The sequence below is a fragment of the Microcoleus sp. PH2017_08_TRC_O_A genome (assembly GCF_020738665.1).
Taxonomy (GTDB): Bacteria; Cyanobacteriota; Cyanobacteriia; order Cyanobacteriales; family Microcoleaceae; genus Microcoleus.
Window position 1 is genome coordinate 14,587 of the sequence record NZ_JAEQCE010000064.1, and the last position, 24,589, is coordinate 39,175.

Annotated in this window: 29 protein-coding genes; 9 read left to right on the plus strand and 20 right to left on the minus strand. The window is 46.5% G+C overall.

Features of this window, described 5'->3' with window-relative positions:
- Positions 1 to 45: 45 nt before the first annotated feature.
- Both psaX and JGK22_RS21260 read right to left on the minus strand, forming a co-directional pair.
- Positions 46 to 192, minus strand: coding sequence for a photosystem I protein PsaX (gene psaX, locus JGK22_RS21255; protein WP_293185047.1), 147 nt, complete (start codon positions 190 to 192; stop codon positions 46 to 48).
- Between the two features lie 124 nt (positions 193 to 316).
- Positions 317 to 1,288, minus strand: coding sequence for a lipoyl synthase (locus JGK22_RS21260; RefSeq protein WP_293185049.1), 972 nt, complete (start codon positions 1,286 to 1,288; stop codon positions 317 to 319).
- Positions 1,289 to 2,299: 1,011 nt separating this feature from the next.
- On the opposite strand from JGK22_RS21260, the gene JGK22_RS21265 reads away from it, so the two are divergent.
- Together JGK22_RS21265 and JGK22_RS21270 are read left to right on the plus strand one after the other, a co-directional pair.
- Positions 2,300 to 2,857, plus strand: a complete 558-nt coding sequence (locus JGK22_RS21265; protein WP_293185050.1) for a response regulator — start codon at positions 2,300 to 2,302, stop codon at positions 2,855 to 2,857.
- Positions 2,858 to 3,160: 303 nt separating this feature from the next.
- Positions 3,161 to 4,252: a PfkB family carbohydrate kinase gene (locus tag JGK22_RS21270; RefSeq protein WP_293185051.1), complete on the plus strand. Its 1,092-nt coding sequence runs from the start codon at positions 3,161 to 3,163 to the stop codon at positions 4,250 to 4,252.
- Between the two features lie 271 nt (positions 4,253 to 4,523).
- On the opposite strand, the gene JGK22_RS21275 is transcribed toward JGK22_RS21270, so the two are convergent.
- The 11 genes from JGK22_RS21275 to JGK22_RS21325 all read right to left on the minus strand — a co-directional run bounded on the left by JGK22_RS21275 (position 4,524) and on the right by JGK22_RS21325 (position 14,048).
- Complete coding sequence (locus JGK22_RS21275; protein WP_293205051.1) at positions 4,524 to 6,392, minus strand: CapA family protein; 1,869 nt, start codon at positions 6,390 to 6,392, stop codon at positions 4,524 to 4,526.
- Between the two features lie 221 nt (positions 6,393 to 6,613).
- Positions 6,614 to 7,063, minus strand: coding sequence for a hypothetical protein (locus JGK22_RS21280; protein ID WP_293313591.1), 450 nt, complete (start codon positions 7,061 to 7,063; stop codon positions 6,614 to 6,616).
- Positions 7,060 to 7,254, minus strand: a complete 195-nt coding sequence (locus JGK22_RS21285; RefSeq protein WP_293185055.1) for a hypothetical protein — start codon at positions 7,252 to 7,254, stop codon at positions 7,060 to 7,062. The genes JGK22_RS21280 and JGK22_RS21285 overlap by 4 nt, the downstream gene beginning before the upstream one ends.
- Positions 7,255 to 7,256: 2 nt before the next feature.
- Positions 7,257 to 7,478, minus strand: a complete 222-nt coding sequence (locus JGK22_RS21290) for a hypothetical protein (protein ID WP_293185057.1) — start codon at positions 7,476 to 7,478, stop codon at positions 7,257 to 7,259.
- A complete protein-coding gene (locus tag JGK22_RS21295; RefSeq protein WP_293185059.1) occupies positions 7,475 to 7,837 on the minus strand; it encodes a hypothetical protein in 363 nt (120 codons plus the stop codon). Before JGK22_RS21295 ends, JGK22_RS21290 begins: the two co-directional genes overlap by 4 nt.
- A 109-nt stretch (positions 7,838 to 7,946) precedes the next feature.
- On the minus strand, positions 7,947 to 8,540 hold the full coding sequence (locus JGK22_RS21300; protein WP_293185061.1) for a hypothetical protein: 594 nt from the start codon (positions 8,538 to 8,540) through the stop codon (positions 7,947 to 7,949).
- Between the two features lie 45 nt (positions 8,541 to 8,585).
- On the minus strand, positions 8,586 to 8,903 hold the full coding sequence (locus JGK22_RS21305) for a hypothetical protein (protein WP_293185063.1): 318 nt from the start codon (positions 8,901 to 8,903) through the stop codon (positions 8,586 to 8,588).
- A 179-nt stretch (positions 8,904 to 9,082) separates the two neighbouring features.
- A complete protein-coding gene (locus JGK22_RS21310) occupies positions 9,083 to 10,606 on the minus strand; it encodes a hypothetical protein (RefSeq protein ID WP_293313594.1) in 1,524 nt (507 codons plus the stop codon).
- Positions 10,599 to 12,686: a hypothetical protein gene (locus tag JGK22_RS21315; protein ID WP_293313597.1), complete on the minus strand. Its 2,088-nt coding sequence runs from the start codon at positions 12,684 to 12,686 to the stop codon at positions 10,599 to 10,601. Before JGK22_RS21315 ends, JGK22_RS21310 begins: the two co-directional genes overlap by 8 nt.
- Entirely contained in the window at positions 12,679 to 13,506 is an 828-nt protein-coding gene (locus JGK22_RS21320; protein WP_293313600.1) for a hypothetical protein, read from the minus strand. The genes JGK22_RS21315 and JGK22_RS21320 overlap by 8 nt, the downstream gene beginning before the upstream one ends.
- Positions 13,503 to 14,048 (minus strand): hypothetical protein, encoded by a 546-nt coding sequence (locus JGK22_RS21325; RefSeq protein ID WP_293313603.1) that lies wholly within the window; start codon positions 14,046 to 14,048, stop codon positions 13,503 to 13,505. The genes JGK22_RS21320 and JGK22_RS21325 overlap by 4 nt, the downstream gene beginning before the upstream one ends.
- 242 nt (positions 14,049 to 14,290) lie before the next feature.
- Between JGK22_RS21325 and JGK22_RS21330 the strand changes: the two genes are divergently transcribed.
- Genes JGK22_RS21330 through JGK22_RS21340 form a run of 3 tightly spaced genes read left to right on the plus strand, consistent with a single transcriptional unit; the run spans position 14,291 to position 15,973 of the window.
- Complete coding sequence (locus JGK22_RS21330) at positions 14,291 to 14,830, plus strand: tyrosine-type recombinase/integrase (RefSeq protein WP_293313605.1); 540 nt, start codon at positions 14,291 to 14,293, stop codon at positions 14,828 to 14,830.
- A 7-nt stretch (positions 14,831 to 14,837) separates the two neighbouring features.
- Entirely contained in the window at positions 14,838 to 15,173 is a 336-nt protein-coding gene (locus JGK22_RS21335) for a hypothetical protein (RefSeq protein ID WP_293313607.1), read from the plus strand.
- A gap of 5 nt (positions 15,174 to 15,178) precedes the next feature.
- On the plus strand, positions 15,179 to 15,973 hold the full coding sequence (locus JGK22_RS21340; RefSeq protein ID WP_293313609.1) for a tail fiber domain-containing protein: 795 nt from the start codon (positions 15,179 to 15,181) through the stop codon (positions 15,971 to 15,973).
- Between the two features lie 12 nt (positions 15,974 to 15,985).
- On the opposite strand, the gene JGK22_RS21345 is transcribed toward JGK22_RS21340, so the two are convergent.
- The 5 genes from JGK22_RS21345 to JGK22_RS21365 form a co-directional block, all read right to left on the minus strand.
- The gene (locus JGK22_RS21345) at positions 15,986 to 16,558 is read right to left on the minus strand and encodes a hypothetical protein (RefSeq protein WP_293313612.1); all 573 of its coding nucleotides are present in this window, start codon (positions 16,556 to 16,558) and stop codon (positions 15,986 to 15,988) included.
- A gap of 69 nt (positions 16,559 to 16,627) precedes the next feature.
- Entirely contained in the window at positions 16,628 to 16,831 is a 204-nt protein-coding gene (locus JGK22_RS21350) for a hypothetical protein (RefSeq protein WP_293205070.1), read from the minus strand.
- A gap of 263 nt (positions 16,832 to 17,094) precedes the next feature.
- On the minus strand, positions 17,095 to 17,484 hold the full coding sequence (locus tag JGK22_RS21355; RefSeq protein WP_293205072.1) for a hypothetical protein: 390 nt from the start codon (positions 17,482 to 17,484) through the stop codon (positions 17,095 to 17,097).
- Complete coding sequence (locus tag JGK22_RS21360) at positions 17,481 to 17,756, minus strand: HU family DNA-binding protein (RefSeq protein ID WP_293205074.1); 276 nt, start codon at positions 17,754 to 17,756, stop codon at positions 17,481 to 17,483. The genes JGK22_RS21355 and JGK22_RS21360 overlap by 4 nt, the downstream gene beginning before the upstream one ends.
- Before the next feature lie 94 nt (positions 17,757 to 17,850).
- The gene (locus tag JGK22_RS21365; RefSeq protein ID WP_293205076.1) at positions 17,851 to 18,225 is read right to left on the minus strand and encodes a hypothetical protein; all 375 of its coding nucleotides are present in this window, start codon (positions 18,223 to 18,225) and stop codon (positions 17,851 to 17,853) included.
- A gap of 146 nt (positions 18,226 to 18,371) precedes the next feature.
- Between JGK22_RS21365 and JGK22_RS21370 the strand changes: the two genes are divergently transcribed.
- From JGK22_RS21370 to JGK22_RS21385, 4 genes are all read left to right on the plus strand, one after another.
- Entirely contained in the window at positions 18,372 to 20,042 is a 1,671-nt protein-coding gene (locus JGK22_RS21370; protein WP_293205078.1) for a hypothetical protein, read from the plus strand.
- 106 nt (positions 20,043 to 20,148) lie between these two features.
- Positions 20,149 to 20,553 carry a hypothetical protein gene (locus JGK22_RS21375; protein WP_293205080.1) on the plus strand — a complete coding sequence of 135 codons (405 nt, stop codon included), beginning with the start codon at positions 20,149 to 20,151 and terminating at the stop codon, positions 20,551 to 20,553.
- A 2-nt stretch (positions 20,554 to 20,555) separates the two neighbouring features.
- Complete coding sequence (locus JGK22_RS21380) at positions 20,556 to 20,834, plus strand: hypothetical protein (protein ID WP_293205082.1); 279 nt, start codon at positions 20,556 to 20,558, stop codon at positions 20,832 to 20,834.
- A 410-nt stretch (positions 20,835 to 21,244) separates the two neighbouring features.
- Positions 21,245 to 22,447, plus strand: a complete 1,203-nt coding sequence (locus JGK22_RS21385; RefSeq protein ID WP_293193989.1) for a HEAT repeat domain-containing protein — start codon at positions 21,245 to 21,247, stop codon at positions 22,445 to 22,447.
- Positions 22,448 to 23,087: 640 nt separating this feature from the next.
- Here the strand turns inward: JGK22_RS21385 and JGK22_RS21390 are convergent.
- A complete protein-coding gene (locus JGK22_RS21390; RefSeq protein WP_293187063.1) occupies positions 23,088 to 23,618 on the minus strand; it encodes a peptidoglycan-binding protein in 531 nt (176 codons plus the stop codon).
- 212 nt (positions 23,619 to 23,830) lie between these two features.
- Positions 23,831 to 24,361: a peptidoglycan-binding protein gene (locus tag JGK22_RS21395; RefSeq protein ID WP_293187064.1), complete on the minus strand. Its 531-nt coding sequence runs from the start codon at positions 24,359 to 24,361 to the stop codon at positions 23,831 to 23,833.
- Positions 24,362 to 24,589: the final 228 nt, after the last annotated feature.

Below are 24,589 nucleotides of genomic sequence, written 5' to 3' on the forward strand. Positions count from 1 at the left end.
TTGAGGTTCCCAAAAGCAGGGTCTGCTAAAAGTCAACTTGCAGAACTATTCAATGATATGGAAATAATAGGCTGCAACCAGCAAATTGATACCTAACAGACCCAAAAACCAGGCTGCGCGAAAGGTGTAAGGGAATTTGCCCGTTTTCATCACGGAGTCGGATTTTAATTGGTTCTTTGCTATGTCTGCCATAATTCAAGCTCCTAATTCACAAGTCACTGTATTCACAAATAGCAGAGAGCGTCGCACATGACACAATCTAAGAGTGTTATTTTTTGTAACTAGGACTTGATACCGAGTTGAATTCAGATTGATTTCAATGGCTCTCTCCGGCGTGGTAGGAACTGCGGACTAGGGGCCCCGATCGCACTCGCTCAAACCCCATCTCGCGGGCGATCGACCCGAAACGGTCAAATTCGGCTGGCGTCCAGTATTTGCGGACTGGGAGGTGTTCTAGAGATGGTCTCATGTATTGACCGAGGGTGAGCCGATCGCACTTGGCATCCCGCAAGTCGGCCATCGCTTCCACAATCTCGGTCTCGGTTTCCCCGTGCCCCAACATCAAACCGGATTTGGTGGGAATAGTTGGGTCAAATTCCTTGACGATACGCAGAAGGTCGATCGAGCGATCGTACTTAGCCCCCCTCCGCACCGGCCCTTGCAATCGGCGCACCGTCTCAATATTGTGGTTGTAACAAGCCGGTTTTGCCTCCACCACCGTCCGAATCCGCTCCCGCTGCAACTCATCAAGCCCGGAATTCTCCCCGGGGGCGGGCACGGGGGCACCGCCCCTACCGATGCCTCCCCAAAAATCCGGCGTTAGTACCTCAACCTCAGTATCGGGGTTTAAGTGCCGGATTTGGGCGATCGTCAACGCAAACCAACCCGCCCCTCCATCCGGCAAATCGTCCCTCGCCACCGAAGTCAGCACCGCATAGCGCAAACCCAATAATTGCACGGCCTGGGCCACCTTTTGCGGTTCCTCGGGATCGAGGGGCATCGGAGAATGACCTTTATCTACTTGACAAAAAGCACAAGCACGGGTGCAAGTCGGCCCCATCAACAAAAAAGTCGCCGTTTTTTGGGCGTAACACTCGCCCCGGTTGGGACATCTGCCTTCCTCGCAAATCGTGTGAATTTGCCGCTGTTTGATAATTTTCTGCACTGCGGAAAGTTCGCTAGCTTTGCCAATCGGCCGTCGCAGCCAATCCGGCATCGCCTCGATTTCGCTCCGCATTTGAGCGGCAGTTGCTTTGACAGTAGGAGTTTGAGGAGTTTGGGGCGACATAAAATCTGCATAGCGATCGAGTTAATATATGCGATCGTATCCGAAATCAAAGTCCCTCAACTTGTAGGAATCTGACCCCAAATCAGAATCCGGATCAATTGCAGCTAAACTAAACTCGTTCAGAATTCTAGGTAGAATTCTCTTAGGGATATACTAAAGATTGCAAATCACAAGACCACACGGGAAGCGGCAAACTCAGAGACTTCATTCAGTCCTGAGAGGAAAGCGACTCGGAGGACTTTAGTCCCCGTGGTATGTAGTCTATAGCGCATCACGCGCAAACCTCGGTCTTTCAAGCCGGGGATGAAACGCAGCAGCAGCCGTTTGAAGGCTGCCATTACTCTAGATTAGAATTGAATTGTGCTAAACAAGTAGGCGTATCAACTTGCTGAACCATTCCTAGAACGGTGAAATTCCAGGCAGTAAGACACCCTCAGCATTTTAGACTGGGAAAGACTTGCAGCACAGCCAAGCAACGCAGGATGGGGAACGTACCGAACTGGCTTCGTGTTGAAAAGTGCGAACGAAAGCATAAAGCAAAAAAGTAGACGTAATGCTCATGGCGATCGTGGCGAAAGTCAGTGAGGTTGAACGTGTAGCGGCGATTTGACAGCGCCTTTAAGAACAATCGCCAGGCTGTTTCTTAAGAATCTCCGTTCCACTATAGTCGGAGAGTGTCAAAATCTAGAGGCAAGTAAGTAAATCTGTCTGCGTAACGAACTATCCTAGTACGGAGAAATTCCGGCCACTTAGTAAACGCATTGGGGCGTTAAACAAAAAGAGCAAGTAACAGCAGGATGGGAAGCGTACCGAACTGGCCAAAGTGATAGACCGAGAAAGCATTTGAAAAGGATAACGTAAGCGCGATTGCAGCATCGAAAGATAGTTGTTTTTAGCCAAAGCGAGGCACCTTGACAATGCCTTTGAAATTGGTTTCCGATCTATTCAAAAAATCTCAGTGGCTCTCAATGGCCCTGAGACCCTCAACACTCATTACTGAAGGAGTCAGTCGTGGCTGGTCAAAAAATCTTGGTAATCGATGACAGTAAAGTCATCCGCGTTCGAGTTCGAGAGATGTTACCTCAAGGTAACTTTGAAGTTCTAGAAGCAAAAGACGGCGAAGAAGGACTCAAACTGATCCGTGAAGCCCGACCGAATCTAATTATGTTAGATTTCCTACTGCCCAAAGTCAGTGGTTGGGAAGTGTATCAAAAAGTGCAAGCCCATCCGGTGCTTTGCAAGATACCTTTGGTGATCATGTCGGGGCGCGAAGAAGAGGTGATGGAGAAAATTCCAAAACCCTTCGAGAAGCATTTCTTTGCATTCATCGCTAAACCTTTTGAGAAAAAGCAGCTAACCGAGGCGATCAAATCGGCGATGGTACTGGCTAAAAAGAAACCAGTACCAGAAGCCCCTGCCGCCGCCACTGCTGTACCGAGTTCTGGAGCCGGTGCTGCCGAAATTCAGGTGATGACTAAGCAAATGGCGAAAATGCAAGCGGAAATTGATGCACTCAAAAAACAAATGACTCAGGTGATTACGATCATCAAGCAGATGAAATCGAAATAATTCTGCGGTCTTTTACAGGTACTCGTGCAGAAGACACTCATGTAGAAGGAAACTTCTACACGGTGAAACTTTCTCACTTTATTTCAATGGGTTCCTTCTCTCCGCAGTTTTTTTGCTAAATTTGTCGATCGCGCGCGATAGCCAACCGCCTGCAACCGATTTCTCACAATCTCAGTGGGAAAATCAATTAAAAGTTAAAAATCAAACCAGGGAGGAAATCAATTATTAATCTTTATTAAGATTTTTTAATTGCCGCTCGTGCCACGCTCAACTATCAACTCCTCAGTCTCATTTTTTTGGTTAATGACTAACGACTATTCCGATTTTTTGCCTCAACTGCGTGCCTCAACTGAGCAATTGTTGAAAAGATTAGACTGCTTCGATCGAGCCCAGGTATTAGCGATCGGAGATTTGACCTTGGACGAGTTTCTTACCGGACAAGTAGAGCGAATTTCCCGCGAAGCACCTGTGTTGATTTTGCGCTACGAGAATACTCGGCAATTACCCGGAGGTGGCGCAAATGCTGTCTACAATTTAGCCAAACTGGGAGGCAAAGTAAAAGTTGCTGGTTTGGTAGGAAAAGACGACCAGGGAAAGGCTTTGTGCGGTATTTTTGAGGCGGCGGGAATTGATACGGCTGGGATTTTAATCGATTCGCAGCGTCCAACCGTTACCAAAACTCGCATTTCCGGGCACGCGCGGCAGTCGGTGACTCAACAAATTGTCCGAGTCGATCGCAAATCTGACGAGTTGCCGGATTTAGACTTGCAATTGCAATTAGCAGACTACATCCGGCAGCAAATTCCGACAGTCGATGCGGTGGTTTGTTCCGACTACGGCGACGGAGTTTTGACTCGTTTGGCGATCGAATCGGCAGTGGTTCCCGGCAAAACAATTGTAGACGCTCAAACAAATTTGCAGCGATATTCTGGAGCGATGCTGTTTACTCCGAACTTACCGGAAGCCGAGCAAGCAGTCGGATATGCTATCAAAAACCCTGAAACTTTAATGCAAGCAGGACGCGATTTATTGAACTTAACTCAAGCTCAAAAAATCCTGATTACTCGCGGCGAAGAAGGGATGAGTTTGTTTGAAAGGGTGAAGGTTGAACCAATCAAAAATTCACCCCCTCCAACATCCACTTGTGAAAACGGGGAATTTGCCATTCAAAGCTGGGATATTCCCCCTTTTAACAAGACTGATGTCTTCGATGTAACTGGTGCTGGAGATACAGTCGTAGCAGCAATGACTTTAGCTTTGTGCGTCGGTGCATCGGGTTGGGAAGCAGCAGTTTTGGGCAATTTGGCCGCTAGCATTGTCGTGCGTCAATTCGGTACGGCGACGACGACAGCACAGGAAATGAAAGAAGCTTTGAAAGCAATGGTTTATGAGTAGTTATTAGTTATTGGTTATTGGTTATTGGTTATTAGTTATTAGTTATTAGTAATTGGTAATTGGTGATTGGTAATTAGTCATTTTGTAGGGTGCGTCGCTGTGAATTTTTTGATAGAACAGCAGAGATTTGTGAAGGATCCGCACCTGAATATTATGTGGTGCGGATCCATGAGATTGTCTATCTTCTTTGGGAATTTGTGAAGGATCCGCACCCTACTCACTAATTCCCAATGACCTGTTTGGCCAATGCCCAATTCCCAATTCCCAATAATTACTTACTCTTCTTCAAAATTTGTCCCTTGTCATCAATCATCAAACCAGTATTAGGAAAATCGCTCTTTGTCAAACGGCGAATCAACCCCACAGTCCGAAAATCTTCATCCACTGAGGGAATACCTTGGCTGCTAAGTTCGATGGGGATAATCTTACCAGAAACAAAATCCCCTTTTGGAGTCATTTTTACATCCAAAATCAGAGATTGACCCAGTGCTCCGGCTGTGGACAAAGTGCGATAACCCATGAAATTGCCCAGGGAATACGCGATCAATTTCCCTTTGTAAAGTTCCAAAGCTCTTGTAACGTGGGGGCCGTGTCCCAAAATCAAATCTGCTCCCGCATCAATCATCGTCCGCGAAAACAACACCATATTTCCCCGGTTTTCTCCGTAAAAGAACTCATTTCTATTGTTCACATTCTGAGCTCCGGTTCCTTCAGCTCCAGCATGAACTGAGATGACTACAATATCAGCCTTTTGCCTCGCTTTTTTGACAACTTCTGCCCCCGCTTTCAGTTCCAGCAAGGAATTGTGAACTTCGCCGTAGTTGCTGAAACCGATAAAAGCAACATTGACGCCCTTGACATTTTGATAAACAATTTGATCTCTTTTGCCAACAGCCTTCATGCCGTTGCTGTCGATGTTTTTGATCGTGTCCTTAAATCCCTGCTCGTTAAAATCGTAGGAGTGATTGTTGGCAATATTCAAGATGTCAAAACCAACATCTTTGAAGATTTTGGCATAACTCGGAGGCGTCCGAAAGGCAAACAGCATTCCTCCGCCGCCTCCTTTGGAACTGTAAGGATAATCGGTCATCGTGCTTTCAAAATTGCCAAACAGAATATCGGCTCCTTGTAGGTAGGATTTTACCGATTCAAATAAACGCTCCTTATTTTCCGGGAGTTTATTGTAGGGGAAATTGGTGCCGGGGATCATGTCGCCAACTGCTTTGATGCTGACAGTTGCGGGCAAATTTGCAGGTATTTTTGCTGCCTGGGATGGTGATTGCGATGCGGGTTTGGCGGCGGATGCTGACGCTGGGATAGATTCCTTGCGGGATGGCTTTGCCGCGCCTACTTTTTGTACCGCAGGCTTTGAGATGACATGGTTAATTGTAGCGGTGCTTGAGGATTTATTGAATTGAGAACCGAGTACAAAGCCTGCTATCGGTACGAAAATCAGGCTGAGAGTACCGACTGACAGCCAAGATTTTTTAGTTTTACGACGGGCTAAATCTGGTAGCGGTGATGGCTGTTGTTGGCGTTGGTTTGTGGCTTTGGGAGTTGGGATTGTATCTGGCGGCTGTGATGGCTTTTGTTGGCGTTGGTTTGTGGTTTTGGGAGTTGGGATTCTATAGGATTTGCGGGGGGATTTTTCTGGTATTTGAATGGGTGGGGTTGTGATATTTTGAGGTGTTTCTATTTTGGGCAAAATTACAGGAATTGGGGCAGTGGGTACACTGGCGACAGCTACAGGAATTTTGACAGGGGCTACACTCACTGGTGCGGTTACGGTTACGGGTGTGGCTACACTCACTGATGCGGCTGCGGTTGCCGGTGCACAAGAGGAGCGTTGTTTTAATTCTACCGTCTGAGTCCAAGCGGGCAATTGCTCGCCTTCGCGCCGCCCGTACACTGTTAATCCGTAAATGTTATTTGGTTGCAGTCGCTGCAACCCTTTGATTGCGACTCGGAGACAGGCTTCTTCTGCGGGCAATTGTTCTGCTTCCAGCAGGAGGTGCAGGGTTTTATTTTCCAAGCTGCCTTTAGCCGTGACGCCGAAGGTTTGGAGTGCTTGGCCGATCAGAAATGCGATCGCCCTGGCATCGCCTTCTTTTGCTAAATTTAAGATATCTTGTTGGCTCACAAATGCCTCTACTCTCACACGAGAAATTTAGCTCGATCTTATATCAGATTTGCGAAACACGATTAAATGCCGATCGACTGAACTTAACTAACTAGGTACAAATAAACATACTGAAAACATTCGGTGTCGCAGCCCGAAATACACTCAAAAACCAGATTTCTCCTTGCCGCTACAAATCCCCCTTGTCCGAGTACCCGTTAAGATGAATCCCCAGTAATGACTTACGAGTAAACCACCTTCAACGGAATCTGTTCAACGCCCGATCGCGCCAGCAACTCCATTCGCTCGCAAAATCTTTTCCATCCTGAAAAATTTCTCAGCACAATGCACCCAGCAGAGCCGGGAACGTTGGCATCGAAATGGATTCCGAACTCCGATCGAGTTCGCCCGCCGGGAGAGACAACCGGATCGGGGGTGATGTGGAAAAACAGCCCCTCTATGCCGCGGGTGTCCGACCAATAAGGCGTTGTAGGAATTTCATAATCGAATCCTTGCGGTATCGGCCCCTTGCCACGTTCCCATTCGTCCCCAGGCTGTTGCCAGCCCGCGCAGCCAGAAGTTGCCAAATAGTCGATCGGCTCGCCGTCGGGATAAATCAGTTGCAAGTTCCCGTCCAAAAGCTCAGTGGCAGGTTTTAACTGCATTGTAAAAATCAGCTTGTGTGGTGTCATTTGCTTTGAATTTCTATAATGCGATCGCGCAGTGCACCAATCAAATAGTCTGTTTCGCCGATCGTCTCTGTAAATCCCTGTTTTCCCTGCAAATAACCTTTGTCCTCGGACAATTTAGCTATCGCATCAACCAACTCTATTAAAGTTGGATCTGGAACTGCGAGTAAAGCTCTGGCAGTAATTCTTGGCATTCTTAACGCTCTCTCAATCCAGAATTTCCTGCAATCCACTGCTCAACACTATCCAGTCTTTTTTCGTGAAATTCTAGAGTTTTCTCTATTTCTGTCTGATGCTTAGCAACAGCAACCGCCCCTTTTTGGATTTCCGTTAGAGACTTCCAGACTAAGACCATCAACCCAAGAATGCAGCTTACTACAGCCAAATCAATCGTTAGTAAAGTAGAAGTAAAATTCATGGGCTATTGTAAATTTCAAGGGTTAACTGAATTTGCTTGTGCCACGGCGCAGGCTCAAACTTGATCCGATATTCCCCAGTGAGTTCAGGAAGTGAAATTAGCGTAGTTCTATTTAGAGGCACTTGCCAGCGTGACCCTTCAAAGTCAACCTGAGCACTACCATTATTCAATACTTGAGTTAAAGTTCCTCCCAGCCACCAGCGGGGCTTTGCCACCGAAGAACTGGCATAAGCCCTAATGATGTGCTGAGAAAAAGATCCCGGAATCAAAATTCTGCCAATACCTTGTTCTAGCCCTACCGCAGCAGAATGCGTACCGCTGTAAATAACTTCCCAATTAGACTGGTTGTCAAGACTCATTTACTAATCAATTAGAAATTCCTCGACCCCTTTGAAATCGTCTTTGTATCATTCCAATTGCTCGGGCGGTACGTACATATCGCCGTACCGCCATACAAATACTTGTTAGTTAGGGTGTAGTTTTAGGTTTTTTCTTCTTGCTTTTTGTTGTAGTTGCAGTAGTTGCTTGTTCGGTTTCTGTGGTAGCAACATCTGGATTTGCTGAGGCTGCTGCAACAGTTGCAGAGGCAATAGGATAAGTCCTTCCGCCTTTAATTGAGAAAAAAGGCTCAATTTCTCCAGCCCCTACCGTTGCAGTAGTTGCAATTTTGGTAGCGGGAATCAGTTCGCCCAAAACATCAGCTATTTCGGCAACTGTCAAAAATGAGGGAAACGTAAAAGATAATTTTCGTTTATTTCCCTTAGTTGTTTTCAAGCCAGTGGTTAAAGAAACCTTTCTTGCGTTAGGACGGCCAAAAGCTAGGTAAACCGCTTTACTTGCTGGAACTGTTACTTCCCCCGTGCTTCCGTCTGCTTTGATATAGCTTCTTGTGTAACCTGCTCTGTCTGTCACATCTTCGGGGCTCGGAGTGTAACTTCTGCTTTTGATGTCAAGAAAATCTGCTACGCGGGGAATGCAACTGCAAGTTGTCCGAAAGTCATCAGTACCTGTTCCGCCAGCGCCACTTCTGCGATATTTTACTAGAAAGCTATGTCTTGTCATTGATTATTTTTTAGTTGTTGATTTGATTTTTTTCCAATAGTTACTTTACCCGTTTGAAGGAATAGAACCATCAAGATCGATCACTACCAGCGAAGTGATTGAAGCAGTTCTTCGGAAAAACAAATGATTGTTTTTGCTGGTTTCTACAGCCCCATTAATTGCTGCCGGATAACCGAGAATTTTCTGCCCCACTTCTTGATTTTCATTCTTGAGTGCAGCCGCAGTTGAACACGCATGCAGCGATTTCATGAAAAATTCACACATTGTAAATTCTTCTGGAAGATTGCCGATTTGTTCCCACCAGGCTTTTAAAGTTTCATCTTCAATGGCTGCAATCATTTCCGCAAGAGTAATGTCGTTCATGTTTTTTGAGAAATTTCAGTTATTTGCTGGGTTATTTTCATTGTAATTATTTGCGTTAATCTGTCAATGCCTAAAACCCTTGTGGCTTGTGGCTTCCAGCTACAAAACATTTTGTACAACCCTAGGGTTGTACAAAATGTTTTATAAATGAATAGCGGTTATTGTAAATTTTTATTGAGCTACCCTAGAACGGGTAAATTGATGGGTTCATTTTCAGGCCACAAATCCATCTCGATCCTCTGCTCGTCCCAGACGCGATCGGACAAATCTTCCCGACCTTGCAAGTCGTCAGAGCGTCGCCGCCACACCAAAACGGCTTTTGACGGGTAAACGATGTAAGGCTGTTCCCTGCGTCGGGCGGTTGGACTTGTGTAGCCCGAGTCGCGAACGCCATTCGGTACAATTTCGGCAGTGGAAAGCGCCAACAACTCTTCGATTTTGTTCAAGCCCTCATTTTCGGTATTGGCGTAAACCTGCATCTGGCGGCCGTTGTTGAGTTGCGCCGTCACCAATTTTTGCCCGCTAGTGTACAGCTTGGCAGCTAGCTTAATTTTGTCCCAAGTCAAGCTGCGCTTTGCATCGGGAATTGTCACCTGTCGCTTGCGAGCTCGTTTGCCGTCCGGCATTACCCAGGGCGGCTGCTGCTTTTCTTTGAATTCAATGATTAGATAGCGTTCTTGAAAGTTGGGCCTCACGTAGTCGTCAACAGGAGTTCCATTGATGAGAACTCCCACGTCACGATTGCCCAGCATTTGGTGAGTTGCTAAGACGTTGACCACAGTCGGCCTCATCACGGCTTCAGGGCCAGACAAGACAATGCGTTCGTCGGGAACCGATCTATCTGGAGTAATTTCTATGGTGCGATCGACACCAAGCACCGAATTGTTTGCCACTTTTTGCATTGCCAGCCAAGCATCAATGCCGCCCGCGACGGCATAGCCGGCTTCTATACAGGCCTCCGTTCCTTCTTCCCAAGCTTCCTCAACAAAATTCCTCAAAAAAGTATTGGGGATAGATTCAATTGCATTCTCAATAGCACCTGCAATTGTCCAACTTTCCCCCGTTCCCCATTTATCTATTTTTTCGCTTCCAAAAAAGCCTCTAAGAGCAATTCCCAGGGGGTTTGCTGGATTCTTTAATGCAGCCCTAACGTTTTTGTAGAGCCACAAGAATGAAGCTTGCACCCCCATCCTAAAGCCAGCCTGAATTACCTCACTAGCGGCGTCGAGTAATTCGTCCAAGGCTTGCTCGCCAACTTCTTTTAGTAAATGAGTTGCCAGCGCTTCATTAAAAGTCATAATGGCCGCAGCCGGAACCAAACCGCAGCCAATCCAGCCGATCGCCCGCCCTACCGCACCGCCCAAGACGCCGCCGAAAGCATTCCACAAGCCCTCAATTTGTTTGTCGATACCTTCGTCGCTAATATTCCAATTGAAATTGGCAATAAATTGAACGCCGCCGACAATCCAACTCCACAGCTTAGTCCAGCTAAATGAAATTAATTGAACAACTCCAGAGACCAAAAAACCGACGAATCGCGTTGCGCCGTCCCAAATAGTTTCTAAAAATCCTTTGTCTTGAGAAGTAGTCGTAGCGCTTGCTGACCAAGAGCGAATAATATTGCCCCCAGTCGAAGATTCCCGCATTTTTCGACTAGCCAAATCGCGCAGAACTAAACCAATCTTTTTTATTGCATCAGCCATTTGCTTTCCCTGCCTGGGCTATATTGTCACCAATTTGCCTGATGCGCGGCCTCCTATCCCTGGATCGGCCGTAGGGGGTTTGCGCGTCTTCGATTCCTGTCTCAAAGCCAAATCCATCCTCTACCTGATCGAGGAAGTCTTCCCAATCTTTAGAATGCTTGGGTTTACTCGGATCGTCTTCCTTAGCGAGGGGATTTTCTAGTTTCTCGCTTAAGTCGGCACTTCCTTTAATTGATTCCAAAATTTGTGATTTGATATCTTTTTTAGGATCGACTTGCCGCCAATGCACCGCCCTAGTAATTGCCGCTGCTTGCAATAAATCTAATAAAATATCTCGCTGCGTTTCTTTGTTTGTGTACTCAATACCTTTGACGTGGATTATGCTTTCTTTGATGAGTTCATCAATTGACTCGGCTTTTGGGGTAAACGTTGATGGCATTTCAATGTCCGATTCATCATAAGGGAAGTTCATGTATTTTGCGATTGCCATGCTTGCCAAGTAAGCTTTGATTGATTCTTGCCGACCCATTCCAGACTCGCACAAATTGCGAGTTGATAAAGCCACAAGGGCTGCTACATTGGCTTGCAGGCTTAGTAATTGCCCTTCCATTTCGGCTATTGACTCTGCCAAGTTCGGGAATTTAATCTGTTTGCCTTGGTCACCTTCTTTTGTCAAATCGGTATCTTTTACGTCGATTTGAATTTGCCATTGACCCCAGCGTTCGTCGTCGCGCTGGAACATCCACATCAAGAGGTCGGCAAAGTCCTCAATTTTTTCTTGAACTGGCTCTGTTGCTGGTTGGCCTTTTTCGACTTCTTGAATAATTGTACTGGGAAGCTCACCGGGAAATTTGTTAACTCCTAATCTTTTGTGAATTTGGCGCAGCAATTTTATAGAGTCGCGACAGCATTCGTCCATTTCTTTTCTAGGTGGTGAGTTGGGGGGAGGAGGAATCGTTAACAATTCAGGTGGTTTTTGATCCGGATTCCTACCGTCTGGGCAGCCAAAAACTATTTCATAAGTTTCAGTGCTATTTAAAATCCATGGAACACCCTGAAGTCTAGCCCAAAGGTCATGTAGGCGTTCGCCACCGGGAAGCGATACGACATTGCGCCTGAATCCTTTAGTTATTTTATTCTTGACTATGTTAAAAGGAGCGTTAGCATTTGCAATAAACTTTTCTACTGGATTACTTCTCTCTATTTTAAAACTTCTAATTTCCATGTTAACAATTGGATTGAAACTGCCATATAAAGTTTCAAAGGAGCCAAATGGAAAAGTAATATCAGGGTTTCTAATAAGATAATCACTACCCTCGTACACGCTGTAAAAGCTCACATATCCCGGGATAGTATGAAATTCTTCGAGATATGGTTCGTCCCATAAACCTCTAGCTGTATTTATTGAATCAGGGAAAAATGCCCGGTATGCGCTGGTTGTTATAAGCCCTCCACCATTCGCCCATCTCCATAGCCCCTCACCATTTTCAGTATCTCTTTTCAGCTTCTGAGATACGAAACATCCAGCTAAATACCCAGCCGGAATGTTTTTTGGCGGAGTGCTTGGTTCAATCTTTTTCTCTTCTTCCTTTTTTTTCTCAGGAAACTCAAACCCAAATTCAAGACTAATTGGAGTAAACGGAATTTGGAACGAAATTCCCACCCCTGCACCTTCAGAAGACTTAGAAATATCAATTCCAATTCCAGCTACCTCACCACCAATACTTCCGCCTTCTATTTGACCCGTACTCGTATTGATTGTCACCCCCCCGCCAACACCCAAAATTCCTCCCGGAACCTCTACGCCGGCACTAATCGAAATTGAACTTTTATTTGGATCTTCATAGTTAGGATTGCCACTGATATCTAAACGTATTGGGCTAACATCGACACGCACTCCACCAGTCACGGAAACCCCCCCAATGTTTGCTACCTCGCGAGTAACTCCAATTCCTCCGGTACTTACAGAGGTTTGGCTTTTCTCCCCCATGCTGACGCCGCTATCCTTGCCGAGGTCGATCGCATTCGACCCCGAGGTGGCGCTGGGGGAAAGCGATGATTTGGAGCTAACCCTAGACATAGCTCGCCTCTATTCCTGAAATGCGAGATGGACTGCCTTCGGCGATCGCCCAAAGTTCCCCTGTCAACGTTTCCTCGGTTAGATTGCCACCACCATTAGCTGCTAAATAAATTCCCGAACCTACCGCGACGCTCGAATTGCCAGCAATCCAAATATCAGCATTCCCCGTATTCGTGGCATAGAAAATCGCCCTGTTTGCATTAGCCAACCTAAACCTAGTAGGGGCTGTTGAGGGGATATTAATTCCGTAAGGAATCGCAGTGCCGACAATCTTATTTACTGGTTTGGCTATTAAATCGACGTTGAACCTAAAGTCACCTTCTAAATTAATATAATCGCCCGCTCCTAATACACCAGAGCCGTAATTGATTATTGAAATTCCCAATCTGTCATCAGGGCTAAGTAGTTTGAGTTGGTTAATAGTTAGATATGGAATCACGAATGGAATTGCGGTTTCTCGACCTTTATTTTGCAACCTAGCTGTTGATAAGGTTGACCAGGCTCCCGTGCCTTTGCGGGCATGAAAGCGCAATCCAATAAAGGGATAATCTTTTTCTATTTTCAGCATTTCGGCTATTTTTTCTGCCGAGTTCATCTCAGGATATAGTTCGGGAAAAGGAGCTTGAATTAAGGAAGGAAGATAAATAGCGCCACTGAGTGTTTCTAAATAGAAACTTTTTTCGATATAGTAACTAGACTCTAATGCTGCGTATCCGGCAAAAGTTTCAGAGCAGTTGAGAATTTCAATAATATTAGTGCCGTCAGCGCTGGTGATTGAGCGCCGGAAAGTTCTCGTCCCGCTAAGTGAATTATCGCTCACAGCAACCAGTCCTTCCCTTCGATTACAGAACCACCACCGGGCAACTGTAAAATTTCCACAGGAAAATCTATATCGGCGCTAAACGTAGAATTAGTACCGCCTGAAGAGGCTAGTACAAGCTGACACCGACGGAGGTTACTGGCGTTATTTGGATTTTTAACAGGGTCTAACTCTAATAGCTTCAAATCTACTATTCCCTGCATGACTGCCTGAGACAAGTTCGGCGCCGTGCTGCTGCCACCAGTTCCGCTGGTGAAGGTGGAACCTGTCAAGTAATGGGTTGCTGTTGCGGCAAACTGCCCCGTGACAGCAGCAGCAGCCTGAATATTTAACACCAGCGATACGGTTGCTATTTTTGTGGACAAGTTAACGCTAATTGTGACGGAATCAGTGCGACCGGCAATTTTAGTTAAATTGTTTTCCTCTTGTTCTAGCCTCGCCAGCAGTCCGTAAACATATCGCTCTTTACTGGCGGGCCCAGTGGGGGCAGATTGAGAAACGCCAGTTACTGTGGCACCGGTACCGGCTGTATGTACTGCCATTTTTTGGGAAACATAAATATGCTTCTAGTTTATTAACTTTTTGACACTTGATTGAACTTGAACTTTTTCTTAAGAAGTTGCTTTTTTAGATAAAAGAGCAACTTCTTAATATTTTGCGATCGCCTACCAACAAGGCTTTGAGTGGATACACTAAAAAGGGGTGTTGAAAGGTTGTCAATTGTTTAACAGTACAAAGGAAACAGCAACAAGTGAAAATATCTAGGTTTGGGCAAGCTACGCCTATGAATCAAGCCAGTTACGAACTAATCAGCAAACATTTATTTACGGAAATTCACAAGGTCTTTTTAGCTATTGCTTGGTACACTGGTGAGAGACCAGATGCCATTTTAAAAAGCCATGTCTCTCAATTTTATGTAAATCCATCCCGGCGTATCGTGCGCTCCGAAATACTCTATAGCGCGTCTACTAGGAAGGATAAAAAAACCAGAGAAGTCCCTTGTCACGTAGACTTAGAAAGAATTCTTAGGGATTTTGAATGCTTGGAAAATGGCTATTTATTTCCGTCTCGCGTTCGCGAGAATGACCATCTTTGTCGGCAGGCGATCGATAAAGCTTTCCGGCGGGCTTTGAAAAAAGCGGGGCTTGAGAATCAGGGATATTCCTTGTATTCGGCACGCCGCGGGTTTATTACTCGGCTAAACAATCTCGGTTGTAGTCCGGGTTTAATCAAGTCCTTGTCTGGACACGCCAGCCTTGCATCGTTATCTCGGTATATCGAAATCTCAGAAGAACAGCGCAAAAATGCGATCGCCAATTTTTAACTAAATTATGCTAATCAACGTCAACTCAAACTCAGTAGTCAATATTTCCGAAGACTTGCGCGGCGCCAATGCTGTCGCTCCTGTGTCCGCCACGACAACGGTAGCTGTGGCTCTTGCTGCTAACGCGAACAGGGCAAATTATTCTATTTACAACGCAGGCCCAGCCACCGTTTTCCTCAGGGAAGGATCTGTAGTAACTCCGGCTCTTCACACCACGCCGATTCCTTCAGGCTTCCTTTGGAAAGAAGACTTTGTCTCGGCTCGATATACAGGCGTTATTAGTGTGATCACTGCCTCAGGTACAGCCTCTTTACAGGTGTCTGAAGGCACGATAATTCCTTAATAAATATGGGCGAGCTAATCAACCTCAATGCTCAAGTAATCTCTGACGCGGACATTCCGGCTGCGATCGCCCGCGATACCGAAGTAACGGCGGCAGTGGCTGCTCACGTCGCCGCGACCGATCCTCATCCCGTTTACCTCACGGCGACCGATCCTCATCCCGTTTACCTCACGCAAGCAGAGGGCGATGGACGGTATAGGCAAAGCCAACCAAACGGCATTTTTTTTGTAAACGCAGCACTGCCAACCGCAAATATCGCCGGTAACTCAATCGGATTCGGATGGAATTCCGCACAGCCCGGCCTTGGTATTGCAGAAGTCTGCAACTATGCCGGCTTGGGTGGAGGGGATGCCTTCAATTTTTTCAGAATGGGCGGAAACGCTCCTAATGCCCCGACTTTATCTCACAGAGTGGCTCGGATTGACATATCGGGAGCTTACATCCAAACTTCCGATAAAAGGGTAAAACGCAATTTTACTAACAGCCCTGGACTGGCAGAAATCAGGTTGCTATCACCAAAAAGATACCGACATTACGAAGTCTTAGAGGGTTTTGACAGAAAAGATAAAACTGTAAAATTGGGGAAAAATTTTACCCAAAAAATAGGGCTTATTGCTCAAGAAGTTCGGAAAGTATTACCAGAGGCGGTTCTGGATACCGAGTCAGAAGAGGAACTTTATGGGATTGATTATGCCTGTATCACTGCCTGCTTGGTTAAGGCGGTGCAAGAATTGGAAAACCAAGTGATTGATTTAAAAGCGCAAGTGCAAATATTGTTACCTACAACTAATTCTGGATAGACCACTTCCGAATCATGTCCGCAATCTGGGCAGTCTTAGCTCCCGCCGCCAAGAGCGATCGCACTTCCTCAACTCTTGCCTGCGCGATCGGCGAATCCGTATTTCCCCCGCGGATGTGAATGTGGCGCATACGCGAACCATCGCGGTAGGAGAATCGGAAGTATTCGCCACTACGGGCCGTGCCACGCGGTCGGTAGGTGGATATAGCTTTGCACCCTGATACAGAATCATTTGGGGAATTTGATTCTGTATCAACTTCGACAGGGGCGATCGCCTCTGATACAGAATCATTTGGGGAATTTGATTCTGTATCAAAGGGGCGATCGCCTCTGATACAGAATCATTTGGGGCTGGAACGAGACTAACTTCCTCGGGGTACAAGAAACCCCATTCGTTTATGTGCGGATTCCAAAACCTCATGCTCCCATCAACGGGATGGACGGACTCTATTCTGAATACTTCGCCTCGCTTCACCCAAGCGGCGGCGCCTGATGGTTTCTTTCGCAGCTTCACCCAGTCACCGGCTTTGTAGAGAGTTCCGACCGCTGGGGAAGTGGCGAACAGTGAAAGTTGAGCAGTTACCATTTCCCAAATCCAAAATTTAATGTGAAAGCCGATCGCCCAAAAGGGCGATCGGCTAATTTTCGAGAAAACTTAGATGTCGCTAGGTGCGAAGCCCGGTGGCATTGTCGGAACGCCCATAGTTAGCTGTTCCAGCAGGGCTTGGGCTTGCTGAATCGTTGCAGCTTCTTCTGCCGACTCCCTGGACTCTTCCTCTTCCAGCACTGCCAAGCGGTTGCCTTGGCTTAGGGAGATTTCAAGCATTGTCCGCAAGAGTTGAAAAAATACTGGATTCATGAGTTTAACGTCCTTGTTGTTGTTTAATTGCCGGTCTCTCCCGGCTGTCACGCCAGCAGGTACGCTCAGCGTTTAGCGCTTCGTTCTCTCCGAAGTGTCACGCTAGCTCTCGTTCTCAGCGTCACGTCTTACCCTTAGAATCTTGCAGGTCTCGAACCCACTTATTACTACTTGTTAGGGCAGTTATCAGCATCAGTAGCCTAGCTGTCAAATGTCAAATTCACTTTGTACTGCTACAGATAAGTGACCGCTTCATGAAAGCCTCATTTATCTGTAGCAGTCTTCTCGGAATCGTCTAGTTTTTTCAGGTCGTCTAGTTTCACCATTCTCAGGTTTGGAAATATGCAGCGGAGTTTGTCGTTGATGTGGTCACATTCCCACTGCTCTACGTGCAGTCTGGGCCCATCAGTGTGAGCGCTGGTCTGGGTAAAATCAACTCCCTTCTTGAGGTTCCGCTCGCAGATTTTGATGTACTCGTTAATCAGGCCGGTGAATTCGATAAATGTGTGGCAGTTGGTGGCGATCGCCTCGCGGTAGTAGTTGGCGCTCGCGGCTTTCATCGCCACGAGTATTTCCTCTGGCGTCTGGGGATTGTGTGGGAGTTCTTGCTTCGGGCCACCTAATAGGGTTTTTGCTTCTTCTGTGTCAATCATTGCTTTACAGCCTCTCGAAAGTTCTTGCCTGGTATGAATGCCGGAACTACGGCAGCAGGGATTTTAAGTGCTTCTCCAGTCTTGGGATTGCGGCCTTCACGGGCTACTCTGCTACGACTCTCAAAACTGCCAAATCCGACTAAGACTACTTTCTCACCGTCGGCAACGGTGTCAACTATTGTGCCTAGAATGGCGTCCAGCATGGCGTTTGCCTGCTTTTTGGTGGTTGAGGTTTTGTCTGCAACAGCATCAATTAGTTGGGATTTGTTCATGGTTGGCGATCGCCTTTTGAGTTATTAGTTGTTAGTTATTAGTTGTTAGTAACGCAAAAGCCAGCACCCCACACGGATACTGGCTTTTTTGCTATCAGACTGTTTCTCCTAAAAGGCAAAGTATTTCTTGCTCCAGTTGCCTCATCTGATCCGTTACATTCTGGTGATGCTCCTGTGCCGCTTTTAATCTCAACTGAAGCCTTTCCTCATGAGATTCAACGTAAGCCAGGTGAGAACGCTGCAATTCTCTCAACTGGCTTAACATTTTCCCAAAACTTGCTTTTCCTTCGTTGACAAAGCCTTTCGAGTCTCTATGTACCCCCGTGCAATCTGTCGAATCAATTCCGTCCTGGATTCCATCCCCATCGCTTTTGCTTTGTCCCCCAGTGCTTGCCAATCTTCCGGCTCCAATCGGACTGTGGCGTTGACTGTGGTCTTTTTTCCATGATTTTTCATAGTTTCTAGCCATATTAAGACTCCCCTCAATTATTGCACGTGCGACTATTGACATTCATTTTAGCACGTGCAATCATAAAAAGTATCTCAGCACGTGCAGTTGTTGAGCATACCCTGCAATAACCGGGCGAGACTGCATACTCGCCCTTTCCCTAACCTATGTACACACTGGAACAGTTACAACAGAAGACTCTTAAGGAATTGAAGGAAATCGGCTGGGAACTCAACGCGCTCCCAGCGGGCGACAAACGTTACCGCCAAAACTGGATTGATGCCATTGCCGGTGTGCAGCCCCCGCTGCTGAAACTGCTGAAACTGCTGGAAGTTTCCCCCGGTGTCGAAGTCGAACCGGTTGCGGAGGCGATCGAAATTCAAGCCCAGGAGCCGCCGATCAAATTCAAATTCAAATTCGGTCGCATCATTTCCAAACCGACCACTAAGCCAATTAAGGACGGGCGAATCACTCGCTACTTATGCCGTCTCAAGCCGATCGCACAAACAGTCGATTCCCCCGGTGTCGAAATCGAACCGGTTGCGGAGGCGATCGAAGTTCAAGCCACCGAGCCGATCGAAGAACCCGCACCCTATAGAGGCCTTCAATTAGCCATTGATGAACTGATTGAAGCAGGTGGAGCCAGAGTTCTTTCCGTAGGCGATAAATTGACGGCAGGTGGAACGACGCTCACCAAAACCAGTGATGACTCCTTCTTTTTTGAACCGGCCAAACCAGCTACCGAGCCGATCGAATCCAAATTCGGCCGCATCGTTTATCCCAAGCCGGCCCCTGAGCCGATCGCACAAACAGTGGAAAATTCCCCCGGTGTCAGTTTCGACATTGAGGAATTCCAGCAGGCTCACGCCGCCGAGATTGACGCCTATGTAGCAAGTTTCACCGACGATCGCCCTCCGAACCGAGGCAGTGGCAACAGGGGACGAATTGAGCCAAAAGTAACCCAAAGTGCTTTAAAGCAAACCGGCAAAAAATCAATCGCTCATCAACTTTTGGAATTATTCAAAGCTTCAGCGCTCATCATTCTTGACCCCGCTGCTGAAACTGAGCCAAAAGTAACCCAAAGTGCTTTAAAGCAAACCGAAACTTCCCCCAGTTCCGAAGCAATTCCTGTCGGCATCGCGCTCTCTGACCGATTCCTCGCTCGCTACGCGCCACCGCAGCCTGAGCCGATTCACTTCAAAGCCGATGCTGACGGACAACTGAGCTTGCTTGACTTTGAGCTTTCAGGCATTGAGGAGCCGCCCGACCCTGACGATTACGATTGTATGTTTAGTTTTTGGGCTGCTTACGACGCTTGGTGCGATCGCTCTGACGAATCTTTTGAGCAATTCACGGAGCTCGATTCGCAATGCACGGAGCTCGATTCGCAATGCACGGAGCTCGATTCGCAATGCACGGAGCTCGATTCGCAATGCACGGAGCTCGATTCGCAATGCACGGAGCCGATTCAAATCGAATTAGCATCAATGGTTGAATGGGCCCCTTGTTTGGACGAGTACGAGCCTGAAACAATCGAAACGAGTTCCATCACTTTGGAAATTCCCTCGATGCTGATCATCTCTGAGGGCTGCGCTAACGAAAGTTGCAAGTGCTGGAACTTTTCTATTCCCACATTTGACGTTTGGTGCGATCGCCCGATCGACACTGACGAACCGCCCGACACAGGGATTTTCGCTCGCCGGCCTTTGCCAAAACCCCCCAGTTTTCCGCCGATGGCTGTCGTTGCGGGCGATCGGGCAAACCGCATTAAAAAGTTCGCCCGCAGCGCAACATTTTTGAGCGGGCGAGCGCCTCCGGGAGGTGATGCAAGCTTCTAAATGGTTGACCCATATTCTTTCCATCATGCTTATACTGTGCGATCGCTTTTTGAGCGAGGGCGATCGCTTCTTTTCCTCCCTCCAACTAACTAACAGGTAAAAAACAATGGCTCTCATCAAAATTTCTCTCCCTGTCTATAAACGGAACAAATGGCAGCATGTCGATAAAGACGGAAAAATGGAAGTCAGCAGCGACGTAGACGATCTTTCTGATGGCTACCAAAAGTTAAAAGATCAGATTGATAAATTGCTAATCGAGCTTGGCGCCGAGAATCGCCTAGCAAAAGATGCCTACGCACTAGAACGCGAAATACAAGAGAAAGCTTACAAACTAAAATCGCTTACTGAAGACATTGACAGGGCCACCGAACATTTGGAAAGCTTGAAATTTTTCTTAGGACGACTGGGAGTAGATCCACTGGCCCAGAGGCTCACCTTTGACCAGAAATTCTTACTACAAGAAGCATCGTTCTCCGAAGTCGAAGTCGTTGGCAACCCATCCGAATTTTAAATATGCACACCATAAACTCTGATTTTTCAGACAATTGGTGCGAGCCGCCAGAAGCGGAATTTCAACCGCTTCTGGACTTCGAGAATGAAATTCTCGGCGAAGCACCGCATAACGATATTTCACTCCTCACGGAGCGCATCAAACGCTCGTTCCTCGACTACGTGCGACAAGGAATCATGCTTTACACTGTGCAGCGTTACCGCTTGTACAAGCAGAAATATGTAGATTTTGCCGAATACTGCAAGCTGGCTTTAGGGCGATCGCCAAAATCTAAAATCTAAAATCCAATTTAAAGACCCACAGGAGTAATCTACCTGTGGGTCTTTAAATTAGTAAAACGTTGTTACAGTGAAGACAAAAGCGGCGCAACAGCGACGAAACAGTTAAACTCACAGGTGATGGCACGCGCCTCCGCAGCGAGCAACAATCGCGGGCATCGCAGCGTCTGCACAGCACGTAGCTGATGCTTCGCTGACAATCAACTTTCCAAGATGCCCCTATCTGCCGCCGCCGTTATTGACGCAATTGCGTGATTGAGATCCGGCTCGCTGCCACCTCAAACCATGATTTTTCGCGATCGGGCGTGATATTTGTAGGTTAGTTGGGCGCATAGCAGCTAGGATCGAGCTAACTCATGGTTACACTAAAGCTCGTCATGCGGCGTTGCCTCTCAAAAACCCAATTGAGTCTTATGGCGCACTACCGCTCCACTTTACGTTTGTTCACCTGCATTGCCTGCCTGGGCGCTGCCTTCATTCCCAGTGCGGAGGGAAGGCAACAGATTGTCATTGCTTCCTACCAGGTGGTTTCCCAAGAAATTGCTCAAGCAGACTCTCCCCCGGACTCCAGCCAGGACTCCAATCCTCCACAATCCTCTCCAGCGCCCGATAAAAACAAATCTAAGCCGTCTAAAAAACAAAAATCTAATTCCAAAATCCCGAAACCAATCTCCAATATAATTGTCATTTTGTCACGCCAGCGGGGGTTGTTAATGTTGGGTTTGGCAGCAGTTGTCGTCACGGCAGCGGCAGTAGCGATCATGCTGAAATTAGTTAGCAGTGGCGAGTCAAATAATTCTAAGCGAAGACGGGTTCGAGGCGATCGCCAAAACCAAAGAAACTCTCGATTCACCAATCCCGATGCTCAGAGAAACAGGCACGAAATGGGACAGCAACAGGTTTCTTCTGGGGGACTCAAACCGCTACCAGCATTGCCCTACCCTGTCAATTTCCCCAAGGGCTACAAGATCGAGAGCACCGATCTGCCTTTACCGTTTATCGTGGAATCTGGGCAATCAGAATCCGAGGATGCAGGGGTAGAGGGCGATCGAATTAATTCCGACACCGCCACAGACGAAAATCGCAACAACGGCTACAGCGACTCAGGTTTCAATATTCCAGAAACAACTAATCGAGCCGATGCACTAGCGAATCGGAAGAAAGATATTTCCCTTCCCGAAACGGAAGTCAGACAAAAAGTTGATATTATTGAAACACTCATTGAAGATTTGCAGCACCTCAATCCGGCCTCTAGGCGCAAAGCAATTTGGGAACTCGGGCAGCAGGGAGATTCCAGAGCCGTTGAGCCGTTGCTGAATTTATTAGGAAATTCTGACTCTAAGCAGTACAGTTTAATTCTGGCAAGTCTCTCAGAAATTGGCATTCGCACGCTCAAACCCATGAATAATGCCTGGTCAATTTCATTGCAAAATGAAAACCCGGAAGTGCGGAAAAATGCGATTCGCGACTTGACACGGATTTACGAATTGGTGAATCAAATCAGTCACTTGTTGCACCGCGCGACGGACGATCCAGATGCAGAAGTTCAGGAAACAGCTCGCTGGGCAATTAATCAGTTGAATCGCATTCGTCCGCGTTCTGGGAGGGATGATTAATGTTCAGTTGACAGTTGACAGTTGACAGTTGACAGTTGACAGTTGATACCAAATTTACATAAAGTTGCATATAATCGCAGGGTAACAAAATCGAAACCTGGCTTTGTTTTCAGCTTGTCTATGTTCTATGCAGCTTCATAGTAAATTGGTATGACAACGACCTCTACCTAGAAGGAAGAGGATTAGAGTAATGAATAGTCTGATTTTAATTTCTCCCGATCGGGCGCAAGGGCTTTAAACCAATTCTTTTTGGTAATTGCTCAACCTCCTTGACAAGAAGGCGAGAAAAATATTAGATCGAGGCATGGAAAAACTCCACAGAACTGTTTCTGATTTTATAGGCAATACAGGCATTTTTTGCAAGTCAGATTGTTCGAGATTTAACCGTATATATCTATAAAGAAAGAGCGCTGAAGCGCAACTACGTACCCTGGTATGTAGTTGCGCTTCAGCGCTCTTTCATATATATAAAGCAATACGGTTTACTGAGGAATTGCAAAGTCAAAAGTCTTTGTAATGAGGAGTTGAATCTTGTGTTTCTTATAATAAATTTCCGTCCGAAAACCTCTATATGTAAAGTACACTGTACACTTTACATATAGAGGTTTTGCGTAAATTCTATCAATAATTAAACCGATGATTAGTGGGGTAACTTGCTGAGTCCGTACCAGGTTTTAGCACCGACAATTCCATCTTGTGGTATATTCTTGCTGATTTGGAACTGGCGCACTGCGACATCTGTCATCGTCCCAAAATATCCATCAATTGCACCGAAATAGTATCCATTGATTTTCAAGACATTTTGAACAATTTTCACAGCATTACCAGAACTGCCATTCATCAAGATGGGCATATTCACAGGTGCACCAGAATACAGTGCTTGCCAAGTTATAGAACCAACCATCCCATCTTCAGTTAAAAAGACGCGGTGTTGATAGCCTTTGACTGCTTTTTGAACTTGGGCGCCGAAGATACCGTCCATCGGGCCAGAATAATATCCCCAATGATAGAGAAGCTGTTGTAGTTCCTTGACAGCTTGACCTGTGGAACCTATTTGTAAAGTAGGTTTGTTCAGTGCGGCGGTTGCAGCAACTGCAACATTTGATTGAGGAGTAGCATCGGCGACGATAGCTACAGTTTCATTATTCGTGGTTCTTTCTTCGGTGTACATAATGTGATTCCTTTGAAGATTTAAGTTGTGGTCTTTGATATTTCAGGTATAACTGGTGAGATTTGTGGCTGCACAGTCACTTTTTTGAGTGTCACTCATTTGAGTTAGCTAAGTGTATTTGTAGTGAGGAATATAAGTGCTCAGATTTTTATGAGGACTGAAGTCCTCACTACAAACTAACTGGTAAGGTGTTTGTGGGCACCCAACGCAACTTAGTGGGGTAACTTGCTAAGAGCGTGCCAAGTTCTGTAGCCGACAATTCCATCTTGTACTAAACCCTTGCTGAGTTGGAAATGGCGGACTGCTACATCTGTCATCGGGCCAAAAAATCCGTCAATAAAGCCGAAATAGTATCCATTTAATTTCAGGACATTTTGAACAATTTTCACAGCATTACCAGAACTGCCATTCATCAGTGTCGGCATATTCACAGGTGCACCAGAGTATAGTGCTTGCCAAGTTATAGAACCGACTATCCCATCTTCCATTAAGAAGACGCGGTGTTGATAGCCTTTGACTGCTTTTTGAACTTGGACGCCGAAGATACCGTCAATCGGGCCGAAATAATATCCCCAATGAGCTAGGAGAGTTTCTAGTTCTTTGACTGCTTGACCTGTGGAACCGATTTGTAAAGTGGGTTTGTTGAGTCCTGTTGTTAGACCAACTGCAAAATTTGATTGAGCTGTAGTATCGGCGGCGATCGCCATTGTTTCATTGTTCGTGCTTTTTTCTTCGGTGTACATAATGTGCTCCTTTCAATATTTAAGTTGTGCTCTTTGATATTTCAGGTATAACTGGTGCGATTGATGGCTTCACAGTCACTTTTTCGAGTGTCACTCATTTGAGTGTCGCTCAAACGAGTGACCAATCACATCAAGAGGTTTGTAGTGAGGACTTCAGTCCTTATCAAAATCAGAGGACTAAAGTCCTTACTACAAACCAAATCAAGAGGTTTGTAGTGAGGACTTCAG